The sequence below is a fragment of the Endozoicomonas sp. ALD040 genome (assembly GCF_049275945.1).
In the GTDB taxonomy this organism is placed as follows: domain Bacteria; phylum Pseudomonadota; class Gammaproteobacteria; order Pseudomonadales; family Endozoicomonadaceae; genus Endozoicomonas_A.
This window is the reverse complement of record NZ_CP184829.1, coordinates 3,545,574-3,571,961: the sequence shown is the minus strand read 5'-3', so window position 1 is coordinate 3,571,961 and position 26,388 is coordinate 3,545,574. Positions and strand designations below refer to the sequence as shown.

Genomic DNA, 26,388 nt, shown 5'->3' with positions numbered 1-26,388 from the left:
CGTGGGAACGCGTTGACTCCCGTCATTGCCGACTTCATTCTCGTCATTCCCGGCTTCATTCTCGTCATTCCCGACTTCATTCTCGTCATTCCCGGCTTCATTCTCGTCATTCCCGCGAAGGCGGGAATCCACACTGACTCTCCACCAGAACCATACTGCCCGGTGTCCCCCTGGCCTTGTCATCCCCGAGAAGGCAGAGATCCACCGTTGGCGCTGGATTCCCGCCTTCGCGGGAATGACGACTTCAGAGCGCGAGAACGAGCTGTTGAAGTTTTGCGACACCCTCTAAAAGTACGGGGTTTTACGCTCATTCGATAAAGTAACGATAAAGTAACATCCTTATTCTCCTGGTCTATCCTTCCTTTCTGTAAAACAGAACGCAAGGATAGAATTATTAAGTTCTCACTCTCTGCGGCACTGCTGTTGCTGCTACCGTTGTTGCCCGTCATCGGCCACGGCGAACCGTTGACAAAGCATTTTATTGTCGAACTTCAAGAGAGTGCAGGCCCTGCCAACAAACATGGCCATGCAAGACAAGATTTACCGCCCGATAAAAAACGACAAATATCCAACAATCACGGAGTAAAAAAAACCATCATAGAGTTGATTTCCTGGCAATGCCTCTATGCCACGAGTCTGCTGGTTGCCTTCGAACTGACCTTTACTACCAGGGACACCAAGCCTCTGAGCTCCATACCTTGTTCATGGCTACCGGTAGAAGCGGCTATAGCTGTCGGTTGGTTTTTAAAAAGTTATTGGAGTATCGATTTACTGCTGTTTAACCCTCTGGGACGTCAAGAGAAACATCAAGAGGCGACATCCATCCTGAGACGGGGGGATCAGCCATTTAGCAACCTCGCTATAACCTTTGGCTCTGGAAATAATCAACAACCCTGTGTGCAACAGGACCAACCCTCAGAATCAACCGGCCAGCAGACCTCGGTGGCCATAAGTTATTTTACCAGCGTCCTGTCTTCTCGCTCGGGTGACGGTAACGAAGACCCTCAACAACAGCAACATACTCTGGGTTTAAATTGCTTCGTCCAACCCTGTTACGGTGTCTGTAAATTCCAACCCTCTTCCGAAAGCACGGGGCCAGCTGAATGGTCGTTGAATTGTGAAGACGGGGTCGCCTTAGACGGGGTCGCCTTAGACGGGGTCGCCTTGGATCGAGCCAACACGGAGTCAATGGGTTCAGGGGCAACCAATACATCGGCCCCTGCCTGGCAGGCATGCAACATGATAGTGGTCGGAAAGGATGGCCAGCTTCGGCAATGCGAGAAAGTCTTCAAGAGTGCTCAAACCTTGTCGAATCACAAAAGAACAGTCCATTCCAGGCAAAAAACCTGTGACGTGACCGTGTTCAGGGAGGATGGCCAGCTGCAGCTATGTGGAAAGGTCTGCAAAAATGTTAACTCTCTGTTGTCTCACAAAAGAAACTTCCACACCGGGAAACAAATCTGTGACGTCAAAGTGATCGGGGAGAATGGCCAGCAGCAGCCATGTGGAAGAGCCTGCAGGAATAATCAAGAACTGTCGTATCACAAAAAAATATTCCATAGCGAGCAAAAAACCTGCGACGTGACAATGATCGCGGAAGACGGCAAGCCGCAACCATGCGGGACGGTCTGCAAGAATGCCCACACCCTGTTGTCCCACAAATACAGATTCCACGGCAAGCAACAAATCTGTGACATGATAGTCGTTGGGGAAGGTGGCAAGTTTCGACAATGCAGGAAGGTCTGCAAAAATCCTCCTGCCCTGTCGGCTCACAAAAGCAGATACCACAGAGGGCAACAAACCTGTGACGTGACCGTGGTTGGCGAGGATTACCAATCATGGCCGTGCGGAAGGGTCTGCGAGAGTGCTCAAAGCCTGTCAAATCACAAACGCAAATTCCACAGCGGCCAAAAAGCCTGTAACTCGACCCTGATTGGCGAGAATGACCTGCCGCAGCGATGCGGGGTAGTCTGCAAGGATTCTCAAACTCTTTCGGATCACAAAAGAAGAGACCACACCGGGCAAAAAATCTGTAGCTCTAACGTGATTGGGGAGGATGGCCAAATGAGGCCATGCGGAAATATCTGCAAGAATGCTAAAGCCCTGTCTACTCACAAAAGCACATTCCACAGTGGACCAAGAACCTGTAACTCAACCGTGGTTGGGGATAATGGCCAGCCGCGGCCATGCGGGATGGTCTGCAGGAATTATGGAGCTCTGTCGGATCACAAAAGAAGAAACCACACCAAGCTAAAAATCTGTGACGTGACACTGGTCTGGGAGGATGGCCAGCCACGTCCATGCGGGAAAGTCTGCAAGAATGCCAGTGCCCTCTCCATTCACAAAAGCGGATACCACACAGGGCAAAAAAAATGTGACGTGACCGTGATTGGTGAGAATCAGCAACCGCGACCATGCGCAAAAGTCTTCAAGTGTGCTCGAGCCCTGTCAAATCACAAAAGCAATTGCCACAGCGGACAAAAAACCTGTAACACGACCGTGATTGGGGTGGAAGGCCAGCCGCAGCCATGCGGGAAGGTCTGCAAAAATAATAAAGATCTCTCAAATCACAAAAGAACACATCGAAAACGCAAGCCTGTTGATGTGAAACAGGATGATGATGTCAGTGGTCCAAAAGGTAGAGCCGACAGATAACGCTCTTCAACTGAAGGTTATTGACAGAGTAACACCCTTATTTTTCTGGTCTATCCTTCCTTTCTGTAAACCAGAACGCAAGGGTAGAATTATTGAACTCTCACTCCATGCGGCACTGCAGTTGCTGTCAGCTTTATTGCCCGTCATCGGCCAGGCCGAACCGTTGACAAGCCATTTTATTGTCGAGCTTCAACAGAGTGCAGGCCTTCCAAAACAGAGCTTTTCAATAAACCCAGAACAGCGTACATGGTCGTATATCCCGTCTGGCCCTGCCTGCCAAAACGGCTATGCAAGGCCAGATTTAGCCACCGATAACACACGACAAATAACCCCCAATTATGGAGTAAAAAAAACTATCATTGAGTCGATTTCCTGGCAATGGCTTTACGCCACGAATCTGCTGGCTGCCTTCGACCCGCCCCTAATTACCAGAGACCTCACACCTCTGGGCTCCACACCCTGTTCATGGCTACCGGTAGAAGCGGCTGTAACTGTCGGTTGGTTTTTAAAAAGTTATTGGAATCTCAATTCACTGATGTTTAACCCGATAGAACATCAAGAGGAACAACAAGAGGCGACATCCATCCTGAAACAGGAGAATCAGCCATTTAGCAACATCGCTATAATGTTTGGCTCTGGAAATAACCAACAACCTTGTCAGCAACAGGACCAGCGATCAGAATCAACCGGGCAGCAGACCCCGATGGCCGTAAGCTATTTTACCAGCGTCCTGTATTCTCGCTCGGGGGACGGTAATGAAGATCCTCAACAGCAGCAGCACACATTGGGTTTAAATTGCCTCGTCCAGCCCTGTTATGGCGTTTGTATATTCCGACCATCTTCCGAAAGCACGGGGCCAGCTGAATGGTTGTTGAATTGTGAAGACGGGGTCGCCTTAGACGGGGTCGCCTTAGACGGGGTCGCCCTAGACGAGTTCGCCCTAGACGAGTTCGCCCTGGACGAGTTCGCCCTAGACGAGTTCGCCCTGGACGAGTTCGCCCTAGACGAGTTCGCCCTGGACGAGTTCGCCCTAGACGAGTTCGCCCTAGACGAGTTCGTCTTTGACGGGGTCGCCTTAGACGGGGTCGCCTTAGACGGGGTCGCCCCGAACTCAATGTGTGCAGGAACAACCGAGACAAGAGCCTCTGCCGGGCAGATAACCTGCAATGTAGAAGTAGTAGTTGGGGAGGGTGGCCAGCTTCAGCAATGCGGGAGAGTCTTCAAGAATGCTAAAGCCCTGTTGATTCACAAAAGTAAATTACACAGCGGGCAAAAAACCTGTGACTTGGCCATTATCGGGGAAAATGGTAAGTCGCAACCATGTGGGAAAGTCTACAAAAATGCCCTTGCCCTCTCCGTTCACAAAAGCGGATACCATACCGGGCAACAAACCTGTGATTTAACCACAGTCGGGGAGTATGGTCAGCAGCGGCCATGCGGGAAAGTCTGCAAGAATGCCCTTGCCCTGTCCGTTCACAAAAGCGGATACCATAGCGGGCAAAAAATCTGTGACTTTCCCCTGGTTGGCGAGGACAACCAACTGCGGCCATGCGGAACAGTCTGCAAAAATGCTCATTCTCTATGGTCTCATAAAAGAAACTTCCACCCCGGGAGACAAATCTGTGACGTCACTGTGATCGGGGTGAATGGCCAGCAGCAGCCATGCGGAACTGTCTGCAGGAGCGCTAGCCTGACGTATCACAAAGACAAATTCCACGGAGGGCAAAAAATCTGTAGCGTGACCGTGGTTAGCGAGGATCAGCAATCATGGCCATGCGGAAGGGTCTTCCGGAGTGCCCAAACCCTGTCAAATCACAAATACAAATTCCACAGCGGCCAGAAAACCTGCAACTCGATCGTGATTGGGGAGAATAACCTGCCACGACCATGTGGGTTAGTCTGCAGGGATTCTCGGGCTCTTTCGGATCACAAAAGAAGACACCACACCGGGCAAAAAACCTGTAACTCTAAAGTGATTGGGGAGGATGGCCAACTGCGGCCATGCGGAAATATCTACAAGAATGCTAAAGCCCTTTCAACTCACAAAAGCTCATTCCACAGTGGAGAAAGAACCTGTAATTCTAGCGTGATTGGGGAGGATGGCCAGCTGCGGCCATGCGGGATGGTCTGCAGGAGTTATGGAACTCTGTCGAATCACAAAAGAAGGGACCACACCGGGCCAAAAACCTGTGACGAGATCCTGGTCGGAAAGGAGGGTCAGCAGCAGCCATGTGGGAAAATTTGCAAGAATGCCAGTGCTCTCTCCGTTCACAAAAGCAGATACCACAGCGGGCAACAAACCTGTAACACGACCATGCTTGGGGTAAACGGCCAGCAGCGGCGATGCGGGAAGGTCTGCAAAAGTGCTCAAGATCTCTCGAATCACAAAGGAACACATCGAAAACGCAAGCCTGTTGATGTGAGCCAGAACGCTGACCTCAGTGCTTCAGAAGGTAAAGCCAACAGGTAATGATCTTTAATTGAAGGTTTTTGATGGAGTAACACCCTTATTTTCTTGATCTATCCTTCCTTTCTGTAAACCCGATCGCCAAGGATAAAATTATTAAACTCTCACTCTCTGCAGCACTGTTGCTGCTACCGTTGTTATCTGTCTTCAGTCAGGCCGAACTGTTGACAAAGCATTTTATTGTCGAGTTTCAAAAGAGTGCAGGTCTTCCAAACCAGAGCTTTTCAATAAAGCCATACCAGAGTAAATGGTCAGATAACCCTTCAGGCCTTGCCGACACAAACGGTTATGCAAGATCAGATTTACCACCCGACAATAGACGACAGATAACTAACAATTACGAAGTAAAAACAACCATTATTGAGTCGATTTCCTGGCGATGGCTTTACGCCACGAATCTTCTGGCTGCCTTCGAACTCATCTTTATCACCAGAGTCTCTCCTCTGAGTTCAACATCTTGTTCATGGCTACCGGTGGAAGCGGCTATAGCTTTCGGTTGGATTTTAAAAGACTATTGGAGCCCCGGCATACTGCTGTCTGACCTGATGAAGCATCAAGAGGCGACATCCATCCTGAGACAAGGGGATCAACCATTTACCAACATCGTTATAATGTTTGGCTCCGACCATAACCAACAACCTTGTCAGCAACGAGACCAGACAACAGAATCTTCCGGCCAGCATGCCACGCTGGCCACAGGCTACTCCACCAGCGTCCTGTATTTTCGCTCGGTTGACGGTAACGAAGACCCTCAACAACAGCAGCATACTTTGGGTTTAAATTGTTTTGTCCAAACCTGTTGTGGCGTCTGTAAATTCCGACCATCTCCCAAAAGCATGGAACCAGTTGAACGGTCTCTGAATTGTGAAGACGGGGTCGCCTCAGACGGGGTCGCCCAGAACTCAATAGCTGCAGGGGCAACCGATACACCAGCCCCTGCCGGGCAATCAACCTGCAACGTGATGCTGGTCGGGAAAGATGGTCTGCTTCGACAATGCAAGAGAGTCTTAAAGAGTGCCAAAGCCCTGTCGAATCACCAAAGAAGAGTCCATACCAGGCAAAACATCTGTGAAGTGATCGTATTCAGGAAGGATGGCCAGCTGCGCCCCTGTGGAAAGGCTTACCAAAATGCTAATTCTCTGTCGTCTCACAAAAGAAGCTTCCACACCGGGCAACAAACCTGTGATGTTACCGTGACCAGGGGGAATGGCCAGCAGCTGTCATGCGGAAAGATCTGCAAGAGTGCTCAAGCCCTGTCAATTCACAAAAGCAAATTCCACAACGGGCAAACAACCTGTATAGAGAAAATTGTCGGGGAAGATGGCAGGCCACGGCCATGTGGGAAGGTCTTCAAGAATGCTTATGCAGTGTCGCTTCACAAAAACAGAGTCCACGGCAAACAACAAATCTGTGACGTTACAGTGATCGGAAAAAATGGCCAGTTGCTGCCATGCAGGGCAATCTGTAAAAACGCTAAAGCTTTTTCGGATCACAAAAGAAGATTGCATAGCGGGCAACAAACCTGTGACGTGACCTTGGTCGGGAAGGATGGTCAGCAGAAGCCATGCGGGAAAGTCTGCAAAAGTGCCTGTGCCCTCTCCGTTCACAAAAGCGGATACCACACCGGACAAAAAACCTGTGACTTTACCTTCTTTGGCGAGGATCAAAGACCGCAGCCATGCGGAAAGGTCTGCAAGAATGCTCAAGCCCTGGCAAGTCACAAAAAGAGATCGCACAGCGGGAAAAAAACCTGTGACTCAGCTGTGGTAGGTAAGGATGGCCAGCCGAGGCCATGCGGGATGGTCTGCAAGAATTACGAAACTCTGTCGGATCACAAAAGAAACTTCCACGCCGAGCAACAAATCTGTCAATTGACCGTGGTAGACGAAGATCAACAACTGCGGCTGTGCGGAAAGGTCTTCAAAAGTCCTCAAGCCCTGTCAAGTCACAAAAGCAGACTCCACAGTGGGCAAAGAACCTGTTATACGACAGTGATTGGTGAAGATGGCCAGCTACTACCATGCAGGACAGTCTGCAAGAATGCTAAAGATTTTTCGAATCACAAAAGAAGACTCCACACCGGGCAAAAGGTATGTGAACTAACTGTGGTCGAAAAGGATGGTCGGCAGCAGCCGTGCGGTAGAGTCCTCAAGAGTGCCTTTGACTTCTCCGTTCACATAAGCAGATACCACAGCGGACAACAAACCTGTGACTTTCCCCTGGTTGATGAGGATCATCAATCGCGGCCATGTGGAGAGGTCTGCAAGAATGCTCAAGCCCTGTCAATTCACAAAAGCAAATCGCACAGTGGGCAAAAAACCTGTGACTTTACCGTCGTTGGGAAAGGCGGCCAGCCGCGACCATGCGGGAAGGTCTGCAACAACCGCAGAGCACTGTGGGATCACAAAAGATGCCAACACACCAGGCAAAAAACCTGTGACGTGACCATGGTTGGCGAGGATCACCAACCGCGTTTGTGCGCTAAGGTCTGCAAGAGTGCTCAAGCCCTGTCAACTCACAAAAGCAAATTCCACAGCGGGCAAAGAGCCTGTGACTCGACCGTGATTGCGAAGGATGGCCAGCCGCAGCCATGCGGGATGATATGCAGGAACTCTGGAGCTCTGTCGTATCACAAAAGAAAAGAGCACAGCGGACAACAAACCTGCAACGAAATCCTGATCACAGAGGATGGCCAGTCAGAGCTATGCGGGATGGCCTGCAAAAATGCTCAAGATCTCTCAAGTCACAAAAGAGTACATCGAAAACGCAAGCCTGTTGATAAGTAGGACAATAACCTCACTCATCCAGAAGCTAAAACGAATCAGTAATGATCTTTAACAGAGAGACTTTGACAGAATACGTCCTTATTTTCTTGATCTATTCTTCTTCTCTGTAAACCAGAACGCAGTGATAGTATTATTAAACACTCATTTGCGGCATCGATGTTGCTGTTAGCGTTGCTGCCTGTCATCGGCCAGGCCGAATCGTTGAAAAAATGTTTTACTGTCGAATTTCAACAGATTAAAGGCCTTCCAAGCCAGAGCTTTTTTATAGAACCAGACAAAAGTACATGGTCGGATAACCCGTCAGACTTTGCTGAAACAAGCAGCTATGCAAGACCAGATTTATCAACGGATAGTATACGACACAAAAATAACAGTTACAGAGTAAAAACAACAATCATTGAGTCGATTTCCTGGCAACGGCTTTATGCCACTAACCTGCTGGTTGCTTACGAACTGACCCTGACCACCAGATGCACACCGCTGGCCCCCACCGCTTATTCATGGTTACTGATAGAAACGGTTCTCGCTGTCGACTGGATGTTAAAAACTGTTTGGAACCCCGATTCACCTCTGTTTAAACCAATTGAACTACAGCCGTCATCTATATTGACACAGGGGGGGCACATATTTGCGATCACCACTGTGGAGCCAGGCTCTGGACAAGGGCAACAACAAGGCCAGCTATCACAATTAGCTGACCAACAGACCAAACAGCCAACCCGCCAAACTGCAAGCGCTATGAGCCACGCCCTCTATTCCTGCCCCGGCGATGGTAATGGAGACTCTAAACAACACTCACATACTCTGGGTTTAGATTGTTTCGTCCATCCCTGTCATGGCGTTTGCAGGCTACGAACTTCGTCCGATCCTACACATTCAATGACTACAGGGACTGCATGTGCTGACCCTGTAGTGTCACTGAGAGATGAAGTTCCAACGCCCGGGAATTTGCCTGCCAGCACTGAAGATCTGATTATAGTCGAGGGGTTACTCAGTCTGAGTAAATACAAACCTCACGAAGAAACCGAAATTTCCTTTACACCTGTCCATATCACATTCCCAATGGCGATTTCAGCAACCCGACAAACAACAGGATCACCCCAATGGGGCCAAAGCCCGCCTCGTCTTTCCCGGACAGGCACCAGACAAGTCACTGACCACAGCGGGAATCGAACCTGTTACGAGACCCTGTCGGGGGATAATGGTCAGCAGCGACCATGTGGTAAAATCTGCAAAAGTACTTCGGCCCTGAAGGTTCACAAAAGCAGATACCATAGCGGGAAAAGAAGCTGTTACACGGCCGTGGTTGGAGAGGATGGTGGAAAGCGACAATGCGGAAAGATCTGCATCAATGCTCAAGCACTGTGGGAGCACAAAAAAAGAGACCACAGCGAGCGACAAATCTGTGACGTAACAGTGGTCAAAAAGGATGGCAAGCAGGGACCATGCGGGAAGATCTACAAGAATGTTCCTACCCTGTCGATACACAAAAGCAGATACCATACCGGGCAAAGAACCTGTCAGTTGACAATAGTCAGGGAGGATGGCCAGCAGCGGTCATGCGGAAAGGTCTGCAACAATCTTCAAGCCCTCACGGATCACAAAAAAAGAGACCATACCGGGCGACAAAGCTGTGACTCAAGAGTGGTCAAAATGGATGGCCAGCAGCGACTATGCGGGAAGGTCTGCCAGAATGCTCGCACCCTTCTGGATCACAAAAGAAACACCCACAGCGGGCCAAAAACCTGCGACTTAACAGTGGTAGGACAGGATGGCCCGCCGCAGCAATGCGGAAAAATCTTTAAGAGTTCCCAGGCCCTGTCAACTCACAAAAGCAGATTCCACAGCGGGCGAAAGAGCTGCGACTCGACCGTGGTTGGGGAAGATGGCCAGTCACAGCCATGCGGGAAGGTCTGCATAAGTGCTAAAGCTCTCTCGAATCCTGAAAGAATACATCGAAAACGCAAGCCTGATGATGTGAACCAGGATGATGACCTCAGTGCTCCAGGAGGTAAAACCAAAAGGTAATGATCACTACAAGAATTTTTTTACAAAAAAATATCTTTATTTTCCTGATCTATCCTTGCTTTCTGTAAACCAGAACACAAGGATAGAATTATTAAACACTCACTCTTTGCGGCATCAATGTTGCTGCTACTGTTGTTATCTGTCATCGCTCAGGCCGAATCGTTAACAAGGGGTTTTGTCGTCGAGCTTCAACAGGATCCTGGCTCTCCAAACCAGAGTTTTTTTATAAACTCAGACCCGCTTACATTGTCGGGCAAACCGTCAGTCATCACCAAAAGCTATTCAGGATCAGATTTTCCACCTTATGACAAACGACAAAGACCTGACAGTAACAGGGTAAAAACACCCCTTATCGAGTCCATTTTCTGGCAATGGCTTTACGCCACTGATCTGCTGGTTACCTACGAACTGACCCGGGCCACCAGAGGTACAGCACTGAGCCCCACTCCTTATTCATGGCTACTGATAGAAATGGCTGTCGCTGTCGGCTGGTTTTTACAAAGTTATTGGAACCCCGATTCATTGCTGTTTAAACCATTTGGTATACATATGTCGTTTATATTGACATTGGAAGATCACAGGTTTGTGATCACCACCATGGTGCCTGGCTCTGAACAACAGCAACAACAAGGCCAGCTATCACAATCAACTGGCAAACAGGCCCCACAAGCCAGCAGCCAACCTGCAAGCGCTTTCAACAGTCCCCTGTATTCTGGCTCTGCCGACGGTAACGGAGACTCTCAACAACAGTCACATACTTTGGGTTTAAATTGTTTCGTCCATCCCTGTCATGGTGTTTGCAAGTTCCGATCATTATCGGATCATACCTATTCAATGAGTGCATGGACTGCTTGTGCTGACCCTATCGGACCACCCGGTAATAAAGCAACAATACCCGGGAATTTGCCTGCCAGCGCTAATGACTGGATTATAATCCAGGGGCTTCTCATTCTGGGTCAGCACGGAACTGACAATGAAAACGAAATTTCCTCTACACCTGCTCACTTTACCCCCTTAATGGTGACTTCAGAAACACAACAAACCGCTACAGAAACACCTCAATGGGGTCAAAGGCCACCTGGTCTTTCCCGGACAGTCACCGGGCAGGCCACTGAACAAAGCGAGAAACTAATCTGTGACCTGACCCTGTGCGTTGAGAATGGTCAGCAGCGATCATGTGGAAAGTTCTACAGGAATGCTCATGCCCTGTCACTTCACAAAAACGGATACCACACTGGGCATAGAACCTGTGACGTGACTGTGGTCGGGGAAGATGGTAAGGAACGATCATGCGGAACATTCTGCAACAATGCTGCTGCCCTGACGAGGCACAAACAAAAAGAGCACTCCGGGCAACAAATCTGTGACACAACAGTGGTCAGGAAGGATGGTCGGCAGCGACCTTGCGGGAAGGTCTGCAAGAACGCCATAGCTCTGTCGAAACACAAAAGACACATCCACAGCGGACAAAGAACCTGTGTCATAAAAGTAGTCAGGGAGAACGGGCAACAGCAGCCATGCGGGAAGGTCTGCAAGAATGTACAAGCCCTGTTGGCTCACAAAATAAACAACCATAGCGAGCAAAAAACCTGTGACCTGACCGTGATCGGGGAGGATGGTCAGCAGCGGCCATGCGCAAAGGTCTGCAAGAATGGTCAATTACTTTTGTATCACAAAAGAAGCCTCCACACCGGGCAACAAACCTGTGACCTGACTGTGATCGGCGAGCATCACCAGCCGCAGCCATGTGGAAAGGTCTGTAGTAGTACTCAAGCCCTATTAATACATAAAAGCAGATTCCATACCAGGCAAAGGACCTGTCAGGTAAAAATAGTCGGGGAGGATGGTCAGTCACGACCATGCGCGACGCTCTGCAAGGGTATTGGAGCACTTTCGGATCACAAAAGAAGAGACCACACCGGAAAACTAACCTGCAACGTGATCCTGGTTCCAGAGGATGGCCAGCCGCAGCAATGCGGGAAGGTCTGCATAAGTGCTAAAGCTCTCTCAAATCACAAAAGAACACATAGAAAACGCAAACCTGTTGGTGGAAACCAGGATGTTGAAATCATTGCTCCAAAAGGCAAAGCCAACAGGTAAAGATCCTTAACAGGAGGTATTTGGTAAGGAAACACCTTGATTTTCTTGATCTATCCTTCCTCTCTGAATACCAGAACGCAGGGATAGAATTATTAAACATTCACTCTTTGCAGCACCAATGTTGCTGCTACTGTTGTTATCTGTCATCGGTCAGGCCGAACCGTTAACAAGGGGTTTTGTCCTCGAGCTTCAACAGGATCCTGGCTCTCCAAACCAGAGTTTTTTTATAAACTCAGACCCGCTTATATTGTCGGGCAAACCGTCAGTCATCACCAAAAGCTATTCAGGATCAGATTTTCCACCTTATGACAAACGACAAAGACCTAACAGTAACAGGGTAAAAACACCCCTTATCGAGTCCATTTTCTGGCAATGGCTTTACGCCACTGATCTGCTGGTTACCTACGAACTGACCCGGGCCACCAGAGGTACAGCACTGAGCCCCACTGCTTATTCATGGCTACTGATAGAAATGGCTGTCGCTGTCGGCTGGTTTTTACAAAGTTATTGGAACCCCGATTCATTGCTGTTTAAACCATTTGGTATACATATGTCGTTTATATTGACATTGGAAGATCACAGGTTTGTGATCACCACCATGGTGCCTGGCTCTGAACAACAGCAACAACAAGGCCAGCTATCACAATCAACTGGCAAACAGGCCCCACAAGCCAGCAGCCAACCTGCAAGCGCTTTCAACAGTCCCCTGTATTCTGGCTCTGCCGACGGTAACGGAAACTCTCAACAACAGTCACATACTTTGGGTTTAAATTGTTTCGTCCATCCCTGTCATGGCGTTTGCAAGTTCCGATCATTATCGGATCATACCTATTCAATGAGTGCATGGACTGCTTGTGCTGACCCTATCGGACCACCCGGTAATAAAGCAACAATACCCGGGAATTTGCCTGCCAGCGCTAATGACTGGATTATAATCCAGGGGCTTCTCATTCTGGGTCAGCACGGAACTGACAATGAAAACGAAATTTCCTCTACACCTGCTCACTTTACCCCCTTAATGGTGACTTCAGAAACACAACAAACCGCTACAGAAACACCTCAATGGGGTCAAAGGCCACCTGGTCTTTCCCGGACAGTCACCGGGCAGGCCACTGAACAAAGCGAGAAACTAATCTGTGACCTGACCCTGTCCGGTGAGAATGCTCAACAGCGACGATGCGGAAAGGTCTGCAAGACTTCTCATGCCCTGTCGCTTCACAAAAGCAGATACCACAGCGGGCACAGAACCTGTGCCGTGACTGTGGTCGGGGAGGATGGTAAAGAGCGATCATGCGGAAAAGTCTGCAACAATGCTAACGCCCTGACGAAGCACAAACGAAAAGATCACTCCGGGCAACAAATCTGTGACACATCAGTGGTCAGGAAGGATGGTCGGCAGCGACCTTGCGGGAAGGTCTGCAAGAACGTAATAGCTCTGTCGGAACACAAAAGAAACATCCACAGCGGGCAAAAATCCTGTGACCTGACTGTTGCCGGTGAAGATAGCCAGCTGCGGCTATGCGGATTGGTCTGCAATAATACTCAAGCCTTGTCTTATCACAAAGTCAGAGAGCATCGCGGTCAACAAACCTGTAAGCTAATTATGGTCGGAGAGGATGGCCAGCAGAGGCCATGCGGGAAAATCTGTAAAAATGCCTATAGCCTGTCATATCACAAAAGAAAAGAGCACAGCGGGCAACAAACCTGTGAACTGACCCTTGTCGGGGAGGATGGCCAGCCACAGCCATGCGGGACGACCTGTAAAAATGCCCAAGCCCTGTATTATCACAAAATCAAAAACCACACCCGGCAACAAACCTGCAACGTGAATCTGGTCACGGAGGATGGTCTGAAGCGGCCATGTGGGACGACCTGTAATAATGCCCTGGCCCTGTCATATCACAAAAGAAGAGACCACACCGGGCAACAGACCTGCAACGCGATTCTGGTCACGGAGGATGGCCAGCTGCAGCCATGTGGGACGACCTGTAATAATGCCCTGGCCCTGTCATATCACAAAAGAAGAGACCACACCGGGCAGCAAACCTGCAACGTGGCCCTGATCTCAGAGGATAGCCAGCCAAAGCTATGCGGGAGGGTCTGCAAAAACGCTGATGCTCTCTCGAGTCACAAAAAAAGACATCGAAAACGCAAGCATGATGATGTGAACCAGGATGATGACCTCAGTGCTCCAAGAACTAAAACCAACAGGTATTGACATCCTCCCCGCCCTAAAGAGGGTGTCGCAAAACTTCAACAGCTCGTTCTCACGCTCTGAAGTCGTCATTCCCGCGAAGGCGGGAATCCGTGGATCTCTGCCTTCTCGGGGATGACAAGGCCAGGGGGACACCGGGCAGTATGGTTCTGGTGGAGAGTCAGTGTGGATTCCCGCCTTCGCGGGAATGACGAGAATGAAGCCGGGAATGACGAGAATGAAGCCGGGAATGACGAGAATGAAGCCGGCAATGACGAGAATGAAGCCGGCAATGACGAGAATGAAGCCGACAATGACGGGAGTCAACGCGTTCCCACGCCGGAGAGAGTTTTGCGACACCCTCTAAAGGACGGGGATTCCTACCACCAGACGGTCATGCCCGACCGCAGTGTATACCTTACCCAGTAGCGGCATACACCTTATTCGACAATCTGCTCTACCTTTCGGATTGTCTAGGAGCCTGACCGAGAATAGTCTGCCCTACTGCGGCGGCAGCAAATTGGTCTGAAAATCCGCTTTTGTTCGTCAAATAGCTCGCTATTCACCGGGTAGAAGGAGCTACCAATTGTAGCTCCAACCCCCTCAGATCCCGGCGTGCGGATTTCCCGCACCGGGCTCTTCGATATTTGACTCACAGCACAGCCATGGATTTCATTGCCATAAAAGGCAGCATTATCCTCGGTTTCTGTAGCGGCAGAAGCTGCTTGAGGTTATGGTACTTTTCCCATGGAATCTTGCCTTTCCGGCATCGGCTACACAGCATCTTGTACCAGTAGCGGTCAACAAACCGGTAAAGCTTCTCCATACTTCGGAAGTTTCCTCCCAGACCGTAATACGCATAATGCCCTCTCAACCGTCGATTGATCGCTGTCACTTGTTCGTGCAGCGGTTCATGGCGTATTCGTCTCAGCAGTTCCTTCAGTTTGGCTATGCTGCGTCTTAGGCGGGATTTTTCCGTTCTCCTTCCCACCATGAAGTTTCCTTTCAGATTCCTTGTGCAGTAGTGCGTAAAGCCAAGGAAGTAAACCGTTTCCGGTCGTCTTCCCCCACGACTGGCAAAACGTCCGAACCTGACTAACCGGGTTTTATCCCGCTCCAGTTTCAACGCAAACTTCTCCAGTCGCTGTGGCAGCACATTCATGAACCGCTCCGCATCACTGCGATACTGAAAACACACCACAAAGTCATCAATGTACCTGATCAGCCATGCCTCGCCTTTTAGCCGAGGCTTGACCATGCACTCGAACCAGAGGTCAAGTACATAATGCAGGTACAGGTTGCTCAGAACTACGCTGATCGGCCCACCCTGAGGCGTACCTTCTTCACACTCTTGCAACTCCCCGGCCTCCATCACCCCGGCTTTCAACCAGCGCCGTATAAGGTTCAGGATTCTGGGATCACCGACCCGGTGTTCCACAAAACGAAGCAGCCATCCATGGTCAAGACTCCCAAAGAAGTTCTTCAAGTCCGCTTCCAGCACCCAGCTGACCTTTCGGCCTGAAACCACCTCGTTAAAAGTGGACAGGGCATGGTGCGCTCCCAGTCGTGGCCTGCCACCCATGGAACAGGGCAAAAAGTCCTGCTCATAAATAGCATTCAGCACATCAGCAACACTTCGCTGCAAAGCCCGGTCATTGATGCAGGGAACACCCAGAGGGCGCTTTTCCTTTTTTCCCGGCTTGGGTATCCATGCCCTTTTGACCGGCGGTGCCTTGTAGCCTTGCCGATGGATAGACGTCAGTGTCTGTTCCAACCACCGCTTAAAGTCTTTCTTTGTCTCTTCGACAGTCAGCCCATCGACTCCGGGCGATGTGTTGTGTGGAATCTTGTTCAGATTCATACACAGGCTCGCCGGGGTAATATGATGTGCCAGACTTGTAAAGCGAAGTTTCGGATAACTCCGGGCTTTCGCTGCTACCCTCTCCAGTCCCGTTGCCATGGCTGGTTTACCTTCTCACTGCGTAAAAGACCGTAACTCCCTCAGATGTGGAGCCCATGTTTCCCTGGAAAGGCTCAAATACCGCCAGCCGCTTCCCCATGTGACGGGCTCTCCCCGCCTCGGAGTACTATCAGCTGGTCTGACTTCCTGAACGTCATCAAGTCGTTCTTGCTTTACAGGCTCGTCGGACCCTACAGGCTCCGCCTGAACGTTCAGGATCTCCCTTGTTCACGTAAAATCATTCGATAACATGCCGTGGGTACGAACCCCGGAAGCAGTCGGGATGCCTTGTCATTAGCGGAGCTCCCGACTTCCGCTTTCCCCATTGAGAAAGAAGGTCAGCTACTTCAACCACGTTCAATTTCGGGGCTAATTATCCCTTAGCAGACGTTACGGCCTGTTATCACCCTGTCTACGCTTCGCAGTAGTCGTTACCTTCTACCACGCAAGACTCGGTACACGGCTGCCGACCACAGCTTTACCGCGATGACCATTTCAGGTCACAAGATTTTACGCGCTTGCAAGGCGCAATCCTCACAAAACCGAATTTTCATCCTCAATTTTCTGCCGTCCTCGCTACGGGCGCTATTCTCGGTCAGGCTCCTAGGCGACCCCGTTAACAAACACGGGCAGAAAGCGGAAGGTATTTTACTTCTCCTGTCAGGTAGCGTAATCGCAAAAAACACCTGACGGATAGCGAAGTAGCACAAGGGGCTTGCTTTGCAAGCCGAGCTTACATCCCCGTCCTCAAGAGGGTGTCGCAAAAGGGTATGGTCAGCAGGATATATCAAGATCGTCGTTCCCGCGCAGGCGGGAACCCACCACGAACAGTGGATCTCCGCCTTCGCGGAGATGACGGTTTGAAGCTTGAAGCGTTTTAATTGACCTTTTGCGACACCCTCTCAAAGTACGGGGTTTTACGCTCATTCGATAAGATATCGTCCGGTGCGGCCTCTGGTTTTTAACTGTGTTTTTTAACAAAGTGTCTTCGACAGAAAAACATACTTATATTCTTGATCTATCTTTCCTCTCTGTATATTGGAATGCAAGGATAGAATTATTAAACTCTCACTCTTTGCAGCACTGCTAATACTGCTAATACTGCTAATATTGTCCTCTTTTGTCTGTCAGGCCGAACCATGGTCAGGAAGCTATATTGCTGAGTTTGAACAGGATGCAATTTCGCCAAACTGGAGTTTTTCCATTAAAAGTGACCTGCAAACATTGCCGGACAACCCGTTATATATTTCTGATACAAACGGCTATACAGGACCCGATTCGCCGCCTGATGACAAACGACAAGTAGCAGGTGGTTACGAGGTAAAAACGACCATCATTGAGTTAATTTCATGGCAGTACCTTTACGTTTCTCATCTAACAGTTGCTTACAAACTGATCCTGACCACCACCCCTTTGAGCTCCAAACTATATTCATGGCTACCTCTAGAATTAGCTGTCGTTGTCGGCTGGCTTTTAAAAAACTATTGGAGCCCCTATTCACAGCTGTTTAACCCGTTCGAACAACAGGCGGCAGTTATTTTGACACAGGGCGACTACCCGTTGGCAAACATCACTATTATGTTTGGCTCTGGACATAACCCTCCACAATACCAGCCGTCAGAATCATCTGGTCAGCGAGCCCCACAAACCTCCACCCAACCTACAGGCAATTTAACTGAACTCCTGCATTCTGGCTCTTTTGACGGCAACGGAGACCCTCAACAACTCCATCATACTCTGAGTTTGAATTGTTTTCTCTCTCCCTGTCATGGCGTTTGTGAATTTCGATCATCATCTGATAACCTCGGGCCTGCTGAATGGTGGCCCAACCCCGACGAAAGCCCGACAAGATACGCAAGAGTAGCACCCGGACAAAGTGCATGCCCCCATTTGGCTGATGGATACTGCTTTATTTGCATCAGTCAATTGGCTCCTTTAGATACTATAAATCCCCTACAAAGTTCACTATTCATAACAGCGAATGATTCCCCTGCCATTGAACCTCAAAACGACTATGGTCAACTGGTTAAGCCAGATACAAATCAGTCACAGATGCATGGCGCTGATAGCAGCCCTGCCAATAGCTACAACTTTACAGACGAACTTACCTCAGACTCAGTAACTATCGTGACGACCAATATCCCCCCCGCCGACAGGCAACTAATCTGTGACGTAACCATAACCGGGAAGGATGGCCAGCCGGTGACATGTGGAGTCATCTCCAAGAGGAAAAAGGCACTGTCAGTTCACAAAAGCAAATACCACTCCGGGCAAAAAGCCTGTGACGTGACCCTGGTTGGGGAGGATGGCCGTCGGCGGCCATGCGGGAGGCTCTGCAAGCATGCTGAAGACCTCTCGGATCACAAAAGAAGAGAGCACACCCTGCAACAAACCTGTTATGTCACCGTGATCGGTGTGGATGGTCTGCTGCGGACATGTGGGGCCATTTGTAAGAATGCCAAGTCTATGTCAGATCACAAAAGCAAAAACCACTCAGGGCAAAAAGCCTGTCAGGTCATGGTGATCGGGGACGACAGCCAGCTGCGGCCATGCGGGTTGGTCTTCAAATGTTTGAGAGCCCTGTCAGATCACAAAAGAAAAGAGCACAGCGGTGAAAAAATCTGTAATCTGACTCTGATCAGTGAGGATGGCCAACCGCAGCCATGTGCGTTTCCCTGCAAAAATGCCAAAGCTTTTGCAAATCACAAAACCAGATTCCATAGCACTGAGCACAACTGTGACTTTACAGTGTCCGACGAAGACGGCCAGCAGCGACCATGCGAAAAATTCTTCAAAAATAGTAAAGCCCTGAAGAGTCACAAGAGAAACGTTCACAGCAATCAACAAATCTGTGACGAAACCGTTATCGGGCAGGATGGCCAGCTGCGGCCCTGCGAAATGGTTTGCAAGAATCTTCTAGCCCTGAAATACCACAATAAAAAAGACCATAGCGGGCAACAAATATGTAAGGTTGGCGTGTTCACAAAGGATGGCCAGCAGCGGTCATGTGGATTTGTCTGTAAGAATACTCAAGCCCTTCGGTATCACAAATACAGAGACCACACAGGGCAACAAACCTGCAGTGCAATAGTGTTCGCAGAAGATGGTCAGAAACGGCCATGTGGAAAGGTCTGCAAGAACGCTCAAGCCCTGCGAAATCACCATAGAAGCGACCACACCAAACCAAAAGTTTGTTTCTATGAAGTCGTTGACGAACAGAGTCAGCGCCAGTCATGCGGGAGGGTTTGCAAAAGTGCTATAGACCTTGTAAATCACAAAAGAACAGCCCACAGTGGGCAGGCGATATGTGACGCAAATATAGTTGGCAAGGATGGCCAGCAGCGGCTATGCGGAAGGACCTTCAATAATATTCAAAACCTTTCGGTGCACAAAAGCAGATTCCACGGCACGCAAAAAATCTGTTACTCGACAGTGGTCGGAGAGGATGGCCAGCCGCGACCATGCGGAAAGACATTAAAAAATTCTAAAGGCCTGTCGAATCACCGAATGAAAGAACATTCCGGAGAACAAACCTGCAAAATAGCAGTACACGGGGAGGATGGTCAGCCGAGTCCATGTGGAAAGGTCTGTAAGAATGCTATGGCCCTGTCTTATCACAAAAGAGTACATCGAAAACGCAAGCCTGATGATGGGGACAAGTAAATATCTCCATCTTATCCCTACCCTGTCATTCTTTTGACCTACTTTCCTATCTGTATACGAGAAAGTAAGGATAGAATCATTAAACACTCTCTCTATCTGACCCTGCTATTGCTTTCATTGTCTGTCGTCTGTCAGGCCAAACCGTTGACAAGTCGTTTTATAGTTGAGCTTCAACAAAGCACAGGTTATCCAAACCAGAACTTTTCTATGAGGCGAGACCTGAATACATCGTCGGGGAACCCGTCACAGAGAACGTATGATTACGAGGTGAAAACAACCATTATTGAGTCGATTTCGTGGCAATTGCGCTATGCCACGAATCTGCTGATTGCATACCAACTGATCCTGATCTCCAAGTACTCTCCCGCATGCACCATGTCTCATTTGTGGCTATCTCTGGACGCCATTGTGATTGTCAATTGGCTTTTGAAAAGCAGTTGGAACCCCGATTCACCGCTGTTTAATCCGATTGAACAACAGGTGACATCTATGTTGGCACAGAGGAGTCAACCGTTTGCGATCATGAAAATGTTTTTTGGCTCCGAGCATCACCAACAACCCTACCAGCCATCAAAATCATCGGAGCAGCACGCCCCGGAAGCCACCAGGCACTCTGAAGGCTCTGTCATTAGCCCTCTGCAACCTGGCTCTGGCGGCGGTGGTGAAGGCCCTCAACAACATTTGCACACTTTAGGTTTAAATTGTTTTGTTTATCCCTGTAATGGAATTTGTCAATTCCGACTGTCACCCGATAATACCGGGACCGCTGAGTTACACTGTGAGCGGCCCTTCATGCCAATACAGATTCCAGAGACAATAACAGGAATGCAAATCTCTCAAACAGAAGCATCACCCGAACAAGGCTTATGCCCACATTTGACTCAAGGATACTGTTTTCATTGCATGATTGAGTCTGATTCTTCAGAAGCTATACTTCGCGAACAAAACCAGCTTACAGAAATATTGAATAATTTCCCTGATGATATTCAGCTCCTGTGCGATTCTGATGAACTATTTCAGCCATATGATATTGATGGCAGCCCTCTGGGAGGATTGACCATAGACTCAATAAGCGCTGAGGCAGCCTGTGCAAACGATCCTGCCGGGCGACCAACCTGCAACCTGGCACTGGCTGGGGTGGTTGACCAACTGAGACCTAACGGAAGAGTTTACAACAAAGTTCAATCCCTGACGTATCATAAAAAAAGAGCCCTCTCCGGTGAAATAACCTGTGAGGTGACTGTGGTCGGAAAGGATGGCCGACCACAGCCGTGCGGGAAACTCTGCAAAAATGCCCCATCTCTCTGGTCTCACAAAAGTAAAATCCACAGTGGGCAAAAAATCTGTGATGCGACCGTGGTCGGTGAGAATGGCCAGCCGGGTCCATGCAGGAAAGTCTGCAAGAATGCTGCAATTCTGGCGACTCACAAATACAAAACCCATGGAAGGCAAAAAAACTTTGAAATGACCATGATCGGGGAGAATGGCCAGCTGCGTCCACGCAAGAAGACCTTCAAGAATGTCAGAATCCTGAGGGATCACAAAAACAGAGAGCGCGAAAGGCAACAAATTTGTGATGTGACAGTGGTCGGAAAGGAAGATCAGCAGCAGCCATGCGGCAAGGCCTTTAAGACTATTAGAGTCCTTTTGGATCACAAAAGAAGAGATCACTCCGGGCAAAAAACCTGTGACGCGACCACGGTCGGGAAGGACGGCCAGCGGCAGCCATGCGGAAGAGTCTGCAAGAGTCAAAGAAGCCTGACGGATCACAAAAGAAGAGACCACACCGGGCAGAAAATCTGTCAGGTAACCGTGATCAGGGAAAATGGCCAGCTGCACCTATGCGGGAAAATCTGCAAGAGTGCTCAAGCCCTCTCAGAACACAAAAGAAGGGATCATACCGGACAGCAAATCTGTGACGAAACAGTGATCACAGAGGATGGCCAGCTGCAACCATGCGGAAAGACCTGCAAGAATGCTGAAGCCCTGACGAATCACAAAAGAATACATCGAAAGTACTAGGAGGCCGACCGAGAATAGCGCCCGTAGCGAGGACGGCAGAAAATTGAGGATGAAAATTCGGTTTTGTGAGGAGAATAGCGAGCTATTTGACGAACAAAAGCGGATTTTTAGACCAATTTGCTGCCGCCGCAGTAGGGCAGTCTATTCTCGGTCGGCCTCCTAGGAGCCTGTTGATGCAGACAAGGGGAAACGCCTCAGACTTCGAGAAAGTAAAATGAATAAGTAACGACAGAGCCGCTTTATGACGTTTACCTGGTCAAACTTTGATTTTTAACAAAAGGCCTTTAACAGAAAAACACCCTTATTTTCTTGATCTATCCTTCCTCTCTGTAAGCCAGAAAGCAGGGATAAAATTATTGAACACTCACTCTTTACGTTACTTCTGTTGCTGCCACTTTCATTGCCTGACACTGGCCAGACCGGACCATTGTCAGAACCTTATATTGTGGAGTTTCAACAAAGCTCAGGCTCTCCAAGTTACGACTTTTCCATGACACCAGATCGACACACATTATCGGTCAACTTGTCAGACAGTGACCAAACACACGACTATGCCGAATCAGGTTCACCACCGGATAACAAACGATACAGACCTGACGTTTACAGGATAAACACGGCCCTCTTTGTGTCGATTTCCTGGCAGTTTCTTTACGCCACGAATCTGCTGGTCGCTTACGAACTGACCCTGGGCAGCAGAGATGCCCCTCTAATCGCCCCCCCCTGTTCATGGTTACCTGTAGAAGCCGTTGTCAGTGTCGGTTGGCTTTTACAAAGCTATTGGAACCCGGATTTACCGCTGTTTAACCCGATCGCACGGCAGTCAACGTCTATGTTGACACGGGGGAATCCCCCGTATACTGCCATCACAATTACGTTCAGCTCCGGGGATAACCAACAGCAGCAACAGCAGCACCAACAATATCAATCATCAGAATCCTATGGCCAGCAAGCCCCACTGATATCTACCCACTCTGCAGGCTCTATCAGTGGCACTCTTTACTCTGGCTCTGGTGGCGGTGACGAAGACCCCGAACAACATCAACATACTTTAGATTTAAATTGTTACTTCAATTTCTGTCATGGCGTTTGTCAGCACCGACCCTCATTCGACAGCACAGAGTTCGCTGAATCGCCGCTGAATTTTACGGAGATTTCAATTGGCCACACAGGAGATATGCTCCAACAAAGCTTTTTATCTGATTTGTTGAATAGACACTGCCATAGTTGCATAGGTCATTTTAATTCTGTGAGCGCTACAGATTCTCAAGTTGAGCCGATTTTCGAAACATTGAATAATCTCTTTGACACTGAAATCCTGGGCTACGGGCAATCATCTCAGCTACAGACTCAGAACATGGATGACAAACTATTCAATAGCTTCAGTCTCTCAGAGTGGGCTGCCTCAGACGGGGTTAACTATACAACTGACGCCAGTGTGTCACTGAACGATGACGTGCAAATATCCGGGAATTTGCCTTCCACGGATAATGATTTTTTAGTCATCAATGGTTCACCCTCTGCACAGTGCCTTCTCGAACAGCACGAGGTTTTCCTTACAATGGGCCATTCAGAAACACAGCAGACAACCACTGAATCATCCCTTTTGGATCAGCGCCAACCTCATCTTTACCAGACAGCAACATTAACAAGCCTGTTGGATCAAAAAGGCAACAACCGTACCAGACAATCAACCTGCAAAGTAAACGTGATCGGGGAGGATGGCCAACATTGGCCATGCGGGAAGGTCTGCAAAGATAATCAAGCCCTGTCGAAACACAAAAGAAAAGACCACAGCGGACAACAAACCTGTGGTGTGACAGTCATCGGGGAAGACGGCCAGCCAAGGCCATGCGGGAAAGTCAGCAAGAATACTAAAGCCCTGTCATCTCACAAAAGCAGAGACCACTCCGGGCAAAAAACCTGTTACGTGACAGTCACCGGGGAGGATGGCCAGTTGCGGCCATGTGGAAGGGTCTTAATGAGCGCTCGAGGGCTGACAGATCACAAAATAAAAGACCACAGCAAGCAAAAAACCTGTGTCATGACAGTGATCCGTGAAGATGGTTCGCCAAAACCCTGCGGGGTCATCTGCAAAAACGCCAAAAGCTATTATGATCACAAAAGATTCGCCCACAGCGGGCCGAAAACCTGTGACTTACCCGTGGTCGGGAAGGATGGTCAGCCGCAGCCATGCGGGAAGATCTGCAACAATGCTCAAGCCTTGTCGATCCATAAACTCAGAACCCACAGCGGGAAAAAAACCTGTGAAGTGAAAATAGTCGCAGAGGATGGACAGCTGCAACCATGCGGAAAAGCCTGCAAGAATGCTGGTGCGCTGAATGAACACAAAAGAGCACATAGAAAACGCAAGCCTGTTGATGTTAAACCGGACAATGACTTGAGTCGTCAAGAAACTAAAGTGAACAAGTAACGATCTGACTCCAGTCCTGTCAGAAGCTTTTCAAGAGGAGGCCTTTGACGGAAAAACGTGCTTATTTTCTTGATCTATCCTTCCTATCTGTAGACCTGAACGCAGGGATAGAATTATTAAACACTCACTCTTTTCGGCATCGCTTTTTCTGCTACTGTCGCTGTCTGTCGTTTGTCAGGCAAGACCATGGACAGGACGTTTTACAGAACCGGATCAGCCGCCTGATTACGAACGCTACGGAGCGGGTTATCAGGCAAAAGCCACGATCATTGAGTCGGCTTCCTGGCAATGGCTTTACGCCAGTGACCTGCCGATTGCTTATGGTCTGATCCTGACCACCAACGACGCTTCTCTTCGCTCAACCCCTTATTCATGGCTACCTGTAAAAATGGTTGTTGCTGTCTGCTGGCTTTTAAAAAGCTATTGGAACTCCGATTTACGACTGTTTAACCTCATTGAACAAAAAAAGATGAGTCAAAATCCCCCGTTTGTGATCACCCTTATGATGCCTGGCCCTGGACATAACCAACAACGATACCCGCCATCAAAATCATCTGGCCAGCCAGCCCAACAAGCAATTAATCACCCTACAGGCTCTTTCATTAGCCCTCTGTATTATGGCTCTGGTGGCAGTAACGGAGGCTCTCAACATCATCAACATACTTTGGGTTTAAATTGTTTCGCCTATCCATGTCATGGTGTTTGCATATTCCTGTCATCATCCTTTAGCAGCGAGCCCGCCGAATGGCCGCTGAACTCTGAAGGCAGTTCGACAGACCAAACAGGATCACTCAATGATGATGTGACTAGGCCCGGGCAAATGTTTGTCAACGTTGATGACGTGGTTATAATCAACGGGCTACTCAAACTGCAAAGTCGGAGCCTTCCCGGAGCGACCGGGATTTCCTGTATGCTTACCCGCTCTTTCCCTCCGATGGAGACTTCAGAAACAAACCAGACAACAACAGAATCATCCCAATGGGATCAGAGCACACCTCATCTTTCCCAGTCACCCCCAACAGCAGTAGCTATATTCACGACATCAAACCAAAGAACCTCAAAAACAACGCTTGGATTGACAGGAATTTCACCTTCGGATTGTCTTCCCTCCGAAGAAACTAGACATTGCCAACAAACCCTGTCGAATCACAAAAGAAGAGACCCCTGCGGGCAACGAATCTGTGTCATGACATTGGTCGGAGATGACGGTCAGCCGCATCCATGCGGGAAGGCCTTCAACAATGCTCAAGCCCTGTATGATCACAAAAAAAGAAGCCACACAGAGCAACAAACCTGTATCTTGACAGTGGTCGGTGAGGATGGTCAGCAGCGGCCATGCGGGAAAGCCTGCAAGAATGCTCGCGCTATGACGGACCACAAAAGAAGGGTTCACACCGGGCAAAAAACCTGTGAGGTAACCGTGGTCGGGGAGGATGGTCAGCAACAGCCATGTGGTATAGCCTGTAAAAATGTTAAAACCCTGTCGGATCACAAAATAAGACACCACACCGGGCAACAGACCTGTTACGTGCCCCTGGTTGAGGAGGATGGTCAGCAGCGGCCATGCAGGGCGGTATGCAAGAATGCCCGAGCCCTGACGGTTCACAAAAGCAGAGTGCACAGCGGGCAAAAAACCTGTGTCGTGTTATTAGTCGGAGAGGATGGTCAGCAACGACAATGCGGGAAGATCTGCAAGAATACTCAAGTCCTGATGGATCACAAGAGAAGAGATCACACCGGACAACAAAACTGTGAGCTGACTCTGCTCGGAGAGAATGGTCAGCAACGACAATGCGGAAAAGTCTGCAAGAATGCTCAAGCACTGAAGGATCACAAGAGAAGAGACCACACCGGACAAAAAATCTGTGACTTTACCGTGGTCGGGTTGAATGGAGTGAAGCAGCCATGCGGAAAAGTCTGCTGGAGTACCAGCGCTCTATCGAACCATAAAAGAGAACATCGAAAACGCAAACCTGTTGATGTAGATCAGGACGATTGATCTGCTACCCGCCATTTCATAAGGTTTTACCCGGTGCCATCTTTGGTCCAGGTTTTTTTACGGTAGTTCCCTGACAAAAAAGC

The 26,388-nt window shown here is 49.2% G+C and carries 13 protein-coding genes; 12 read left to right on the top strand and 1 reads right to left on the bottom strand.

The window, feature by feature from the left end; translation table 11 throughout:
• Positions 1-12 precede the first annotated feature (12 nt).
• The 8 genes from ACOJUN_RS13145 (at position 13) to ACOJUN_RS13110 (ending at position 14,659) form a co-directional block, all read left to right on the top strand.
• Entirely contained in the window at positions 13-318 is a 306-nt protein-coding gene (locus tag ACOJUN_RS13145; protein ID WP_422132392.1) for a hypothetical protein, read from the top strand.
• 117 nt (positions 319-435) lie between these two features.
• Positions 436-2,655, top strand: coding sequence for a hypothetical protein (locus ACOJUN_RS13140; RefSeq protein WP_422132391.1), 2,220 nt, complete (start codon positions 436-438; stop codon positions 2,653-2,655).
• Positions 2,615-5,125, top strand: coding sequence for a hypothetical protein (locus ACOJUN_RS13135; RefSeq protein ID WP_422132390.1), 2,511 nt, complete (start codon positions 2,615-2,617; stop codon positions 5,123-5,125). The genes ACOJUN_RS13140 and ACOJUN_RS13135 overlap by 41 nt, the downstream gene beginning before the upstream one ends.
• 119 nt (positions 5,126-5,244) lie before the next feature.
• The gene (locus tag ACOJUN_RS13130; RefSeq protein WP_422132389.1) at positions 5,245-7,908 is read left to right on the top strand and encodes a hypothetical protein; all 2,664 of its coding nucleotides are present in this window, start codon (positions 5,245-5,247) and stop codon (positions 7,906-7,908) included.
• 156 nt (positions 7,909-8,064) lie between these two features.
• Complete coding sequence (locus ACOJUN_RS13125) at positions 8,065-9,936, top strand: hypothetical protein (RefSeq protein WP_422132388.1); 1,872 nt, start codon at positions 8,065-8,067, stop codon at positions 9,934-9,936.
• 117 nt (positions 9,937-10,053) lie between these two features.
• On the top strand, positions 10,054-12,036 hold the full coding sequence (locus tag ACOJUN_RS13120) for a hypothetical protein (protein WP_422132387.1): 1,983 nt from the start codon (positions 10,054-10,056) through the stop codon (positions 12,034-12,036).
• Between the two features lie 118 nt (positions 12,037-12,154).
• Positions 12,155-14,254, top strand: coding sequence for a hypothetical protein (locus ACOJUN_RS13115; RefSeq protein ID WP_422132386.1), 2,100 nt, complete (start codon positions 12,155-12,157; stop codon positions 14,252-14,254).
• A 162-nt stretch (positions 14,255-14,416) separates the two neighbouring features.
• A complete protein-coding gene (locus ACOJUN_RS13110; protein ID WP_422132385.1) occupies positions 14,417-14,659 on the top strand; it encodes a hypothetical protein in 243 nt (80 codons plus the stop codon).
• Between the two features lie 223 nt (positions 14,660-14,882).
• Here ACOJUN_RS13110 and ltrA read toward each other — a convergent pair whose 3' ends face one another.
• On the bottom strand, positions 14,883-16,190 hold the full coding sequence (gene ltrA, locus ACOJUN_RS13105; RefSeq protein ID WP_422132384.1) for a group II intron reverse transcriptase/maturase: 1,308 nt from the start codon (positions 16,188-16,190) through the stop codon (positions 14,883-14,885).
• Between the two features lie 1,110 nt (positions 16,191-17,300).
• On the opposite strand from ltrA, the gene ACOJUN_RS13100 reads away from it, so the two are divergent.
• The 4 genes from ACOJUN_RS13100 (at position 17,301) to ACOJUN_RS13085 (ending at position 26,305) form a co-directional block, all read left to right on the top strand.
• Positions 17,301-19,853, top strand: a complete 2,553-nt coding sequence (locus ACOJUN_RS13100; RefSeq protein WP_422132383.1) for a hypothetical protein — start codon at positions 17,301-17,303, stop codon at positions 19,851-19,853.
• Positions 19,854-20,120: 267 nt separating this feature from the next.
• On the top strand, positions 20,121-21,875 hold the full coding sequence (locus ACOJUN_RS13095; protein ID WP_422132382.1) for a hypothetical protein: 1,755 nt from the start codon (positions 20,121-20,123) through the stop codon (positions 21,873-21,875).
• A 385-nt stretch (positions 21,876-22,260) separates the two neighbouring features.
• Positions 22,261-24,306, top strand: coding sequence for a hypothetical protein (locus ACOJUN_RS13090; protein WP_422132381.1), 2,046 nt, complete (start codon positions 22,261-22,263; stop codon positions 24,304-24,306).
• Between the two features lie 502 nt (positions 24,307-24,808).
• Positions 24,809-26,305, top strand: coding sequence for a hypothetical protein (locus tag ACOJUN_RS13085; protein ID WP_422132380.1), 1,497 nt, complete (start codon positions 24,809-24,811; stop codon positions 26,303-26,305).
• Positions 26,306-26,388 lie beyond the last annotated feature (83 nt).